Here is a 12,100-nt window from a genome sequence, read left to right as displayed (position 1 = left end):
TTTTTTCTTCAAAATGAGTATACTGTGAATACGGTTGAAATCACAAAAATGGTAATAAAGGGAAAAAATTACATGACAAATCAATCCTGCTTTGTAAAAATCCAAAATCAGCTGAAGTTTTTTACGAATTCTGAACGAAAAATTGCCCATTATGTTTTAGAGCATTATAACCAGATTCTAAACTATACCATTACCGAATTAGCAGAAAAGGTTGAGACCAGCGATGCGTCTGTGATTCGCTTTTGTAGAAGCATTGGGTACAAGGGATATCAGGATTTCAAGATCAATATGGCAAGGGATATTGCTCCTGCCGACAAGCTGCTGGATCCAGAGCTTGATCGTGAAGATTCACCAGGAGAAATATGCGAAAAGATTTTTCTTTCTGAGATTGCAGTGTTAAAAGACACATTGGCATTAATGGATATGAAAATGCTGGGAAAAGCGGCAAAAGCAATTGTTGGTGCTAACCGCATTGAGATTTTTGGCAGCGGCGGCAGTGCTTTAGTGGGAATGGATGCTCAGCACAAGCTTTTGAAGGTTGGTATAAAAAGCTTTGTTCACTGTGATGCTGATATTCAGGCGATGTCTGCATCGTTACTTGGTACAGAGGATGTGGCTATCGGTATTTCTCATTCAGGAAGCAATCGAAATGTAGTTTGCTGTATGCAGCTGGCGAAGCAGCAGGGTGCGACTACCATCGTCATGACGACCCAAGGAAAATCACCATTATTAAAATTTGCTGATGTGGTTTTATTCACAGCAACCAAGGAAACAGCCTTTAAATCTGAATCGGCCACTGCGCGTATTGCTCAGCTGGCGTTGGTAGATGCCTTAGTTGCCATGGTAGCGTTAGGGGACTATGACAAATCCTATCATGCGATTCAGCAAACCAGAAAGGCTACTTCCGATAATAAATTTTAACTATACGCTAGGAAAGGAGTGCAAGTGATTTATGATGCGAGCTGTTGTTTTAGCAGGACCTAATGATTTTAAACCAGGACAGATTGAAATGCCAAAGGTCGGTGAGCATGATATTGTACTGCAGATGAAGAAGGCTGCAATTTGTGGAACCGACATCCGAATTTTAGAAGGAAAGAAGACCAAAGATGTTCGCTATCCATCAGTGATCGGGCACGAAATGTGCGGGATCATTAAGGAAGTTGGCAAACAGGTACAAGGATTTAATCCAGGAGATAAAGTTGCGATTGCCAATGTGATTCCTTGTCATTCTTGCCATAGTTGTCTTAACGGCAGAGAGAACGCTTGTTTAAACCGGAAGGCCATTGGCTATGAGTTTAACGGCGGTTTTGCTGAATATGTGCTGATTCCCGGTATTGCCATTGAAAGCGGCAATGTAATTAAACTGCCAGAGCACGTTTCTTTTGCCGAAGGCGCGTTAATTGAACCGCTGGCTTGTTGTATCCGCGGATTAAAAAATGCGGGAACAGGATTCAATGATACGGTATTGATTGTAGGTGCGGGGCCGATCGGTCTGATGCATTTACAGTTATCAAAAATTGTTGGTGCACGTAAAGTGATTATTAGTGAACCGATTGCTTCCAGGCGTGAAAAGGCAGCAAAGCTAGGTGCCGATCTTATTGTAGATCCCATGACGGAGAACTTGCATGACATCGTTATGAAAGAAACCGATGGGCTAGGGGTAGATGTGATTATTGTAGCGATTGGCGTTCCGCAAATCGTTAATTCGACCATCAAACTATGCCGAAAAGGCGGAACAGTGAACTTATTTGCTGGTTTTGCCGGTACTGGCGAATGCACAATTGAGGTCAATACGATCCACTATGGAGAGATTAATGTCAACGGGTCTACCGCTTATAAACGGCAAGACTATCTTGAAGCAGCGCAAATGGTAATCAATCAAAAAGTGAACCTTGAAGAGATTGTTACACATACTTTTAAAATTGAAGAATTCCAAGATGCCTATGAGGTATGTAAAAGCGGAGATGGTTTAAAAGTGCTGATCGAGCCGTAAAGGCTTTAGAATATATAACAGCAGACTACTTAAAATTTTAAAAAATGAAATGAAAAGGGGATATAAAAACATGGCTATGTTAGGAAAAGCAGTACGTATGAGCAGGCTCGTTAACCCAAAAAGTAATAAAATGATGGCAATTACCGTTGACCATTCGATTTCAAGAGGTATTATGCAAGGCTTGGTTCCCATTCAGGATACGATTGATAAAATTGTTGCAGGCGGTCCTGATGCTATTACTGTAACGAAAGGTATTGCAGAACTATGCCTTCCTAAGCATGCGGGCAAAGTTTCCATATTGTTAAAATGCTCCAGCTATTCACCAGTACAGCCTACGTATGATGTATGTTTCGGCGACGTAGAAGAAGGCGTAAGAATGGGTGCGGATGCTGTATCTGTGGGAGCTATGATGCTTGGGGTTCATCAGGCAGAACAACTTCGCGATATCGGTTTGATGTCCAAACAATGTATGGCTGCTGGGATGCCGCTGATTGGACATATGTATCCTAAAGGAGAATCCGTTTCTGTAGAAGATCGAACGAAATGGGAAAACATTGCATATTGTGTCAGAGCCGGTGCGGAACTGGGTGTAGATATTATAAAAACTACATATACCGGAGATCCTAAAACCATGGAAAAAGTAGTACAATCTTGCCCAGCTCGTGTTGTAATTCAAGGCGGAGATGTTGGAAATACCGCTGAAGAATATATTAAAATGACTCGTGAAGCATTAGATGTCGGTGTTGGCGGGGTTACTTTCGGAAGATTTGTCTGGGAATATAAAGATATCACTTCCCTGGTTAAAACACTGCGCAGCGTAATTCATGAAAATCTTGGTGTGAAAGAAGCGGTTGAAATGCTTCATGATTTGGAAAGCGATGCTAAAAAAGCGTAATACAAAATAAACGAAAAAAGTTTGAAAACAGCGTAACTGGACGGAAAATGAAATAGATCCGACTTCAGTTATGCTGTTTTCAAATAAAGCTACACTTTATTAAAAAAGGAGCAGCATATGAAAATTGTAATTTTAGATGGTTATACTGAAAATCCTGGAGATTTAAGCTGGGATGGCTTTGAAAAATTAGGGGAACTTACCGTTTATGATCGAACTCCTCGTGAACAAATTATTGAGCGCATCGGTAATGCCGAAGCCGTTATTGTCAATAAGACACCCATTGATAAAGCAACACTGGAAGCGTGCCCTAGCATTCGATTTATTGGAGTTCTGGCAACTGGATATAATGTGGTGGATGTACATGCGGCTAAAGAAAAAGGAATTGCAGTTTGCAATATTCCTACATATGGAACCGATGCAGTTGCGCAGTTTGCTATTGCGCTGCTATTGGAAGTTTGCCATCATGTGGGGCATCATAGTCAGGCTGTTTACGAAGGACGCTGGGAAAAGAATGCCGATTGGTGCTTTTGGGATTATCCGTTAATTGAATTGGCAGGAAAAACAATGGGGATCATTGGTTTTGGCCGTATTGGTCAAGGAACAGGCCGCATTGCAAAAGCACTGGGCATGAAAGTGATCGCATATGATGAGTATCAAAATGATTCTGGCTCTGCAATTGCCGAATATGTTTCTCTGGATGAGTTATTTGCTCAGTCAGATGTTATTTCTTTGCATTGTCCATTATTCCCGGCAACAGAAGGCATTATTAATAAAGAGAATATCGGGAAGATGAAAGACGGCGTTATCATTATCAATAATTCCAGAGGACCGCTGATTCATGAAGCGGATTTAGCTGACGCATTAAATTCCGGCAAGGTGTATGCTGCAGGCTTGGATGTTGTGTCTACCGAGCCGATCCAAGGGAATAATCCTTTGCTTAAGGCAAAGAATTGCATCATTACTCCTCATATTTCCTGGGCTCCAAGAGAAAGCCGCAAACGTCTAATGGATATTGCCGTGAATAATCTTGCAGTCTTCATGGAAGGTAATCCAATTAATGTGGTAAATAAGTAAGTTTTTGCTTTGTAAAGATGCATAAATTTGTCATTGCGAGCACAGCGAAGCAATCTCCTAACAAGTGGGGGATTGCTTTGCTGTGCTCGCAATGACAAAAAGACTATATTTCTGCGAGCAAGCGAACGGGCAGGCCGCTGGAATGTTTTAAGGGAAGAGGGAAGCAGTAGAACTTAAAGGTATCTTGTTGTAATTGATTGAGGTTAATGATATTTTCAATGACGAAAATATTGTGGTCTGCGCAGTACATATCTGCTTTTCGGTGACCTTCTTTTCGTTTTACTCCGGCAGCATCGATGCCAATAAAATTAACTTCTTTTTGAATTAAATATTCGAGGGTCGTATCTGATAACTCTGGATGACCTGACTGAGGATGTCCTGTGACATAGAAATCGGTTTCATAATACGTTGGCAGCCAGTCGGTTTTAAAGATCATAAAATCACCTTTTTGAATATCGGTCGTATTTTCAAAGTCGGCAGGTTCAATCTCACGGCCAAAGATATTTTCCACATGGACGATCTTTGCCGTACCAATGAATCTGTTTATATCTAAGTTTGCGGCGTTCATAATATCCAAGTGAGTGCCTAAGTGTCCTAACCGTGCGACATTGATCCCATCTTTGTGATTAAAAAAAGGATTATTTTTGTCTTGTTCATCAATCGGGAGAGTTAAATCGATTAGCATAATGATCGCTCCTTATTTGTGATTTTAATTTTGTTTACTAAGGAAACTGTAATATAAGTAAACAAAAAAGTCAAGGGTGTAATTATCTTGATTTTATCTGTATTTTGGTGAATAATAAGACTATGAAAAAAGATGATATGAAAGAATTTTTGAATACGCTAAAACGCCTCACTGTCAAAATGGCAGAACTAAGCAGACATGCCAGCGATATTACTCCAGTGGGCAAATTAAGTTTTTCTGAGCTAAGCCTTATGACATTAATTGGGGATTTTGAGAATATTAAGGTCACTGAATTGGCAGTAAAATATGGTGCGACTAAAGGTGCCATTTCAAAGATGGTTAAAAAATTAGTTCAGAAAGAGCTGGTGAAGAAGTCGAGAACGCAGGAGAATGAGAAGGAAGTACTTTTATCATTAACGGCTGCAGGAATGACGATTTATAATGAAAAAGAAGCACATTTCGAGAAATTGTCTGCCGACGTTACTAAAGAGCTTGAAAGACTGACAGGGGAGCAGAGGACATCTTTATTCAATATCCTGCATCTGGTGGAAGAACATATTGACGGACATCTGAATGAAGATTCCGAGCAGAAATAAAAAAGCAATTGCTTTTAAAGAATTGTAAATACTCCTATGAATATAACAGTGCAGATTCATAGGAGTGTTCAAGGCGTTTATAATGAACTTTATAGCAGAAGGTACTCTATTTTTGCTGTATTTGTATATTTCACTATGGGAATTTATCAACATGTTATAAGAAATCATGCATTTCAGCTGCTATATTTATTAATAAATATAAAAATAAGATGCGGCATTGACACATAATTTGAATCATACTATAATTCAATTAATAACAATTATCAACAAGGAACAGTAAAAATAAAGGAGGTTGCATCATGAAAAAAGTTTTATTGGGCGTAGGTTTACTTCTATCAGTTAGTGTAGGGACAGGTTTAGCTGCTCCTATTAACGATTTGGACAGAGGACAGACTGCAGTCGGCGTGCTGACTGACACCATTTACGTAGAGAACAAAATTGGCAAAGATCTTACTATTGGATATCAGAATGTAGATCGCAAGCATGGTAGTGACATGGATGATTTTTATGCTCAGTATCAATTGCCATTTAGTAGTGTTCGAGCCATCTTGGGGCACCGGGATCTTGGTTCTGGTTCAACCTACATAGGCTTATCCGTAAGTGAGGGGCTGGCTCCTAGAGTCAATGGCTATGCTTCTGTAATTGGCAGTGACGATTTTGTTGAATATCAAGTTGGCGCAACTTTGGAATTAACGAGCGCAGTTGACTTGAATGCTAACTATCGCAACTTTAGACCTGATCACTATCGCAATGAAAGTCGGTTTGAAGTCGGTGCGAGCTACAAATTCTAATATTACGGTTTGAAGAAGATATGTGTCATATCTTTTCGAATAAAGTCAAAAGTAAACCCTCCTATGGATAGGTCAAGACCTATCCATAGGAGTTTTTTTGCAACAGCACAAGTGAAGCAATTGCTTATATCGCGAATGATTTTGCCTGCTATCATTGCAGATTATGGGGAATATTTCCTGGAAAATACTAAAGAAATTGTCGGTAATGTTACATCGCTAGCAGGGCTGCTGTAATTTCGCGCTGGACTGCTGGGGAGACCTCACTGGCTAAGCTAACCTCAAGGACTTGTTTGGCGGGATTTGAGCCAATTTTACCTAAAGCCCATGCTGCATATTCGCGGACCAATTCCTCAGTGTCTGCCATAGCGAGTGCCAGGTCCGGTATCGCTGCAGGATCTGCCAGGTTGCCAAGTGCAATGGCTGCGTTGCGCTGGAAGTATTTTTTGTGCTTTATATAGTTGTGCATCAGTGGCTGTACTCTTGTCTGGTAGAAGTCATCTGTCATATGGAGGAAGTTGGTTAAAGTATAATCCTTGGCAATCTGTGTTAGATATTCATCATCTGCTTTCTGTGCGGTTACTTTCTTGCGGTTGCGCGGGCAGACTTCCTGACAAATGTCACATCCATGTATTTTGGTCCCGATTTTCTCTCTAATGTCATAAGGAACAAAGCTGCCACCGGGCATTTCATCTTGTCTGAAAAAGTTGTTATAGGCGATACAGCGAAGAGGATTTAGCTTTTGGGGTTCGTAGATTGCTTGTGTAGGGCATGCCTTTATACATGCCCTACAGCCTTCAGGACAGCCTACTTCAAGGGTTGGAGCATCGTATTCTAATTCTTGATCGACAAGAAAAGAGGTAAGGTAAATAAAGGAGCCAATGCCGTTAGCATAAGCAAAATTATTTCTGCCGAAGTTTACAATCCCTGCTTTGGCTGCAGCGATTCTTTCAGGCACTATGGTTCCGATGCCGACTTCGCACCCTGCGTTTTCTAAAAACCGTCTTAGTAGTTGAGGCCTGGCACCATGGATGCGATCAGGCGGTGCATTATAGCACCTTGCTTGATAGATCCGCGCTATTTTATCGGTCAGTTCCTGTGGAAAATTCTTTTGGGAATAGTCGTAGACAGTAGTAATGATTGACTTTGCAGTAGGCATTTGGGAGCGTGGATCAGCTGCCCGCGAGGCTCCTTTCAAAAAAAAGGAATACATCTCGGAGCGATTGCTGATATCCGCAAGATAGTCCGAAAAGCTATCAGCGGGGATGATACCGACTTTACTGTAACCGATATCGAGAGCAAATTCTTTAATTTTTTTGGTAAGTGACATATGTGATTCTCCTCATTTCAGTACTTTATTTCAAGCCATTGCCTCGTTTGATTGTTCTCTTCTAAAATGATATAGTGTATATACACGTAAAAGAGCAAAAATAAGATATTCTTACCTTTATACGAATTAGCAATGTAAAAAATCTATGTTGTAGTGAAGGTTTCTTAATGTAAAAAAAAACGTGCATATACACTGATGATTTATTATATTCGCAATCTGTTTTGCTGTCAAGATATAATGTATAGATTGTATCTTGACTTGTGATAACGTCAGTATGAACAAAGAGGTGCGTTATCTATGTCCGAAAAATAATTGAATAGATTTTCCGTAATTTCAAAAACAATAGGTGGTCATATGACCATCGCTGAAGCTGCTTTTAGTTTGGGAATCAGCGAGCGCCAAATCATAAGGCTTAAATAAGGAGTAATAGTCGAAGGTGCTGCTATTAAACTGTGAATATTTGTAAGTAAATTTGCTCGTTTATAGTACTTACCTTAATGACATTGTCCTTAAGGTAGGCAGTGAAAGTAAAAAAACTGTTTTTGAAAGGGAAGTATTTTTAGTATGATAGTCCCTTTAGATTGACATAGCGAGAAATATGGACAATTAAAGTTAGCATTTCTAATAGGGACAAATAATCTTCCCCATGCCCATTCTAGTGCCTGTATGCTATCGTTAACTTGCACTGTATTGGCCATATTTTTTCGGCGATATGCCAACTGCTTTTGTAAACGCTTTTAAGAAATTGCTGTAATCATTAAAGCCGCATTTTTCACATACTTCGCCGACTCCGAGTCCCATAGTTAATAAAGATTTTGCGATGGTAATACGGCGGGCGTTAATGTATTTGTTGATCGTAGTGCCTGTAGTTGCCTTGAAAATTCTGCAGATATAAGAGGTACTGATATAGAATTGCTTTGCCAGCTGTTCTACAGTAATCACCTCAGTAATATGCTGATTGATGTAGGTTAGGATTTCTTGTACCTGCTGATTGTACTGAAAGTTGGAATCCGCTATTTCTGAGCTATGGTTATTGATAAATAGACTATTGATCATAACCATCATTTCCATAAAAGCTACCCGCTCGAGTATATCACTGCCAAATTCATTCAATGTCGTTATTTTGCCAATATAATAAAGAAAGCGATGCTGCTGCTCTTTGTTTAATGAAATACGATGGTTGAATAGTTGATTACGCTCGGTGAAACAATGGTTAAGGTCCGTTTTTGTCGTTGAAATTTCCTTTAAGAAATCAGGGTAGATCGAAATAATGATACGTTCATGAACCATGTTATTGATTTGGGTCAAATAATGGCTCTCAAATTGATTGATAATAAATAAATCTCCTGGATTAATATCATAAAACCGATTATCGATCAGAAACTGTTTTCCACCTGAAATGGAATAATAGATTTCATAACAATCATGGATATGCATATCCATGATTTTCTCTTCTTTGTGTAAATGCGCGATTGCATAATATTTGTTTTTCAGACATTCCAAGATTGCTAACTTGCAAGATGTGAATTTCTCCATAGTGCACATCCTTTCTATAGCTAATTATAATTGGCCTGTTCAAGATATGCAATATTTATAAGAAAAAATAACGAGATTATGAAATATTAGTATGATATACTGCTTTTGTAGGTAAGATAAGCGAGAATCTAGCAGTAGGGGTTTAAAATAAAAGGAGGTAAATTAGAATGGATATTTTAAAAAAATTTTCCCTGGAGGGAAAGGTTGCATTAGTAACTGGCGGATCGTATGGAATAGGTTTTGCAATTGGGAGTGCTTATGCTGAGGCAGGTGCAAAGATTGTTTTTAATGATATAAATCAAGATTTGGTGGATAAAGGAATCAAAGCTTATAAAGAAGCAGGAATCAATGCTTTTGGCTATGTATCTGACGTAACAAAGGAAGATCAAGTACAAGCCATGGTAGCAAAAGTGGAACAAGAGGTTGGTATCATTGACATTCTTGTAAACAACGCTGGTATTATTAAACGTATTCCGATGCATGAAATGTCAGCGGCAGAATTTCGTCAAGTAATTGACATTGATTTAAATGGACCATTTATCGTAGCAAAAGCAGTAATACCTTCAATGATTAAAAAAGGTCATGGGAAAATTATCAACATCTGTTCGATGATGAGTGAACTTGGTCGTGAAACAGTATCTGCGTATGCGGCCGCTAAAGGCGGATTGAAGATGTTGACAAGAAATATTGCATCTGAATATGGACAGTATAATATCCAATGTAATGGCCTTGGACCTGGTTATATTGCAACCCCGCAAACAGCACCTCTAAGAGAAGACGGACATCCATTCAATAGCTTTATTATTGCAAAAACACCGGCTGCCCGCTGGGGAACACCTGAAGATTTACAGAGCCCTGCAGTATTTTTAGCATCCGATGCTTCTGATTTCGTTAACGGACATATTCTTTATGTAGATGGCGGTATCTTAGCTTATATAGGAAAACAACCGTAACTTTAGAATTGGATTATGGAGGCGTGAAAATATGAAAATTGCATTAATCAATGAAAATAGCCAAGCAGCTAAAAATGAAATGATTTGCTCCGCTTTTAAAAAAGTGGTAGAACCTATGGGACATGAAGTATTCAATTACGGAATGTATGGTGCTGAGGATAAGCAACAATTGACTTATGTACAAAATGGAATTCTGGCAGCGATCTTGTTAAACTCAAAAGCAGTAGATTATGTTATAACAGGATGTGGCACAGGAGAAGGTGCTATGCTATCGTGCAATTCCTTTCCGGGAGTTTTATGTGGACATGTGGTCGATCCATCCGATGCCTATATGTTTGCTCAAATCAATGACGGAAATGCAATTTCTTTACCCTTTGCCAAAGGATTTGGCTGGGGTGCTGAATTAAACCTCGAATATGTTTTTGAAAAATTATTTCTAGGCGAAAGCGGACAAGGTTATCCAAAAGATAGAGTTATCCCAGAACAACGCAACAAGAAAATCTTGGATGAAGTTAAGAAAGTTACTCATCAAGATATGATGACGATTTTAAAAAATATTGATCAAGAGTTATTAAAAGGTGCAGTAAGTGGAGAAAGATTTCAAGAATACTTCTTTGCAAATTGCAAAAATGACGAAATTGCAGATTATATCAAGCATGTATTATCTTAACTATTAAACAAGTAAACAGGACAAAACGCACCGATCACAAAATAATAAATATACATAAATATACATAAATATACATAAATATGGTAACTTATAGTAATGCCCTAATGTTCAGATCCTAATGAATTTTAGGGCATTTTTCATTTGAAAGCACTCGAAGTCCCGAGAGATGGAAGAATTAAGAGTCCTAAACTACATTTTTATTGGGATAATAAGCAACTATTTACTGACGATGAGAGTGAGAAAAATCAGAATATATTATATGGGCTTTTATTTCTGATTTCATTGATTAAGTGAATGGAAAACAGGTGAATGAAGAGAAGGATTAAGCAAATAGCACAATCTGTTTCTGGTTTCGCTTCTGGTATTGGTTTGTCTCTTGTGGGTTATGTACCAAATGTGCAGCAGACGGAAAAAGCTCTAGGCGAATCAAGGGGTTGTTGCTTTATCTAGCAGTGGCCATATCTTGCGCAGCGCTTGTAATTGGGATTTGATATACTTTAAGTGATAGAAGATATGGAGAAATGATGAAAGAATTTAAAAAATAGACTTGTTTAACAATAAATCATAAGCAAGAGCTTGATAAATAGTTAGAAGGTGATATTATCAATTTTAATTAATTAATTAAAATTGGTTTATGGAGGTGTTTAAAAAATCATGCCGGAAGTGATAACAATCGGAGAAAGTATGGTTATGTTGATTGCAAACCAAGGAAAATCACTGGAATTAGTTTCAGATTTTTCCCGCCATCTCGCTGGGGCGGAATCTAATGTTGCAATTGGTTTAGCTAGATTAGGGCATCAGACTGGATGGATAAGTGCAATTGGTAATGATCCTTTTGGCACGTATATACGTAATACCATTTCTGGTGAAGGTGTTGATACATCTGCTGTAACTGTATCATTGGTGCATTCTACAGGTATGCTTGTGAAAGAACGAAATAATGGGGGAGATCCCCAAGTGTATTATTATCGGAAAGATTCAGCTGCAGCTAATTTCACACCAGAGATGCTGCAAGAGAGTTATTTTGAGAATGGAAAAATACTTCATATAACAGGCATCTTTCCAGCCCTTAGCCCTAGTAGTAAAGACGCTCTATTCACCGCCATCAAGATGGCAAAAAAACATGGGCTTATGATTTCCTTTGATCCTAATATCCGCCTAAAACTCTGGACGGCTCAAGAAGCAAAGGAAACACTGCTGGAAATTGCTGAAATGTCGAATTTAATATTACCAGGATTACATGAAGCTGAATTATTGGTAGGAACAACTAACTGGGAACAGGTTTCGAAGTTTTTTCATGAGAAAGGCAATCAATTTGTTATCATGAAAAATGGTGCCGATGGTGCTTATTATTCCATTCGTGAAAGGGATGGCTCTATAATAGAAGGTTACAAAAACGGTTTTAAAGTGGAGACAGTTGTTGATACGGTTGGTGCTGGCGATGGTTTTGCTGTTGGCTTATTATCGGCCATGCGTGAAGGTCTATCTTTGGGCGAAGCCGTTACGCGGGGAAATGCTATTGGTTCCATGGCTGTAATGGTCAGAGGGGATTATGATGGATATCCAACGAGGGAACAACT

13 protein-coding genes are annotated in these 12,100 nt (G+C 38.9%); 10 read left to right on the top strand and 3 right to left on the bottom strand.

The genetic code is table 11. The features are described 5' to 3' along the window. The first annotated feature begins 24 nt into the window (after positions 1-24). The 4 genes from BMZ99_RS21170 (at position 25) to BMZ99_RS21155 (ending at position 3,962) form a co-directional block, all read left to right on the top strand. Complete coding sequence (locus BMZ99_RS21170; protein WP_245755096.1) at positions 25-921, top strand: MurR/RpiR family transcriptional regulator; 897 nt, start codon at positions 25-27, stop codon at positions 919-921. A 31-nt stretch (positions 922-952) separates the two neighbouring features. Beyond that, positions 953-1,993, top strand: a complete 1,041-nt coding sequence (locus BMZ99_RS21165) for an alcohol dehydrogenase catalytic domain-containing protein (RefSeq protein WP_090942529.1) — start codon at positions 953-955, stop codon at positions 1,991-1,993. A 70-nt stretch (positions 1,994-2,063) separates the two neighbouring features. Continuing rightward, on the top strand, positions 2,064-2,888 hold the full coding sequence (locus tag BMZ99_RS21160; RefSeq protein WP_090942526.1) for a class I fructose-bisphosphate aldolase: 825 nt from the start codon (positions 2,064-2,066) through the stop codon (positions 2,886-2,888). Between the two features lie 117 nt (positions 2,889-3,005). Beyond that, the gene (locus BMZ99_RS21155; protein ID WP_090942520.1) at positions 3,006-3,962 is read left to right on the top strand and encodes a D-2-hydroxyacid dehydrogenase; all 957 of its coding nucleotides are present in this window, start codon (positions 3,006-3,008) and stop codon (positions 3,960-3,962) included. A gap of 103 nt (positions 3,963-4,065) precedes the next feature. Here the strand turns inward: BMZ99_RS21155 and BMZ99_RS21150 are convergent, their stop codons facing one another. Continuing rightward, positions 4,066-4,647, bottom strand: a complete 582-nt coding sequence (locus tag BMZ99_RS21150) for a cyclase family protein (RefSeq protein ID WP_090942517.1) — start codon at positions 4,645-4,647, stop codon at positions 4,066-4,068. 122 nt (positions 4,648-4,769) lie between these two features. Between BMZ99_RS21150 and BMZ99_RS21145 the strand changes: the two genes are divergently transcribed. Both BMZ99_RS21145 and BMZ99_RS21140 read left to right on the top strand, forming a co-directional pair. Further along, positions 4,770-5,243 (top strand): MarR family winged helix-turn-helix transcriptional regulator, encoded by a 474-nt coding sequence (locus BMZ99_RS21145; protein WP_090942513.1) that lies wholly within the window; start codon positions 4,770-4,772, stop codon positions 5,241-5,243. 299 nt (positions 5,244-5,542) lie between these two features. Continuing rightward, positions 5,543-6,034, top strand: a complete 492-nt coding sequence (locus BMZ99_RS21140; RefSeq protein WP_090942510.1) for a hypothetical protein — start codon at positions 5,543-5,545, stop codon at positions 6,032-6,034. Positions 6,035-6,242: 208 nt separating this feature from the next. Here the strand turns inward: BMZ99_RS21140 and BMZ99_RS21135 are convergent, their stop codons facing one another. After that, positions 6,243-7,361, bottom strand: coding sequence for an epoxyqueuosine reductase (locus tag BMZ99_RS21135; protein WP_090942507.1), 1,119 nt, complete (start codon positions 7,359-7,361; stop codon positions 6,243-6,245). A 675-nt stretch (positions 7,362-8,036) separates the two neighbouring features. Further along, a complete protein-coding gene (locus tag BMZ99_RS21130; RefSeq protein ID WP_090942504.1) occupies positions 8,037-8,897 on the bottom strand; it encodes an AraC family transcriptional regulator in 861 nt (286 codons plus the stop codon). Positions 8,898-9,064: 167 nt separating this feature from the next. On the opposite strand from BMZ99_RS21130, the gene BMZ99_RS21125 reads away from it, so the two are divergent. From BMZ99_RS21125 to BMZ99_RS21115, 4 genes are all read left to right on the top strand, one after another. Further along, positions 9,065-9,850 carry a gluconate 5-dehydrogenase gene (locus tag BMZ99_RS21125; protein WP_090942500.1) on the top strand — a complete coding sequence of 262 codons (786 nt, stop codon included), beginning with the start codon at positions 9,065-9,067 and terminating at the stop codon, positions 9,848-9,850. A 31-nt stretch (positions 9,851-9,881) separates the two neighbouring features. Next, on the top strand, positions 9,882-10,520 hold the full coding sequence (locus BMZ99_RS21120; RefSeq protein ID WP_090942497.1) for an RpiB/LacA/LacB family sugar-phosphate isomerase: 639 nt from the start codon (positions 9,882-9,884) through the stop codon (positions 10,518-10,520). A gap of 309 nt (positions 10,521-10,829) precedes the next feature. Further along, positions 10,830-10,970 (top strand): hypothetical protein, encoded by a 141-nt coding sequence (locus tag BMZ99_RS26530; RefSeq protein ID WP_175490644.1) that lies wholly within the window; start codon positions 10,830-10,832, stop codon positions 10,968-10,970. A gap of 204 nt (positions 10,971-11,174) precedes the next feature. Continuing rightward, positions 11,175-12,100 (top strand): sugar kinase (locus BMZ99_RS21115; RefSeq protein ID WP_090942494.1); only part of this gene is annotated, 926 nt, incomplete at its 3' end.

This window comes from Pelosinus propionicus DSM 13327, assembly GCF_900114615.1.
In the GTDB taxonomy this organism is placed as follows: domain Bacteria; phylum Bacillota; class Negativicutes; order DSM-13327; family DSM-13327; genus Pelosinus; species Pelosinus propionicus.
Note: the sequence above shows the minus strand (reverse complement) of the source record. Positions and strands in the feature narration are given on the sequence as shown.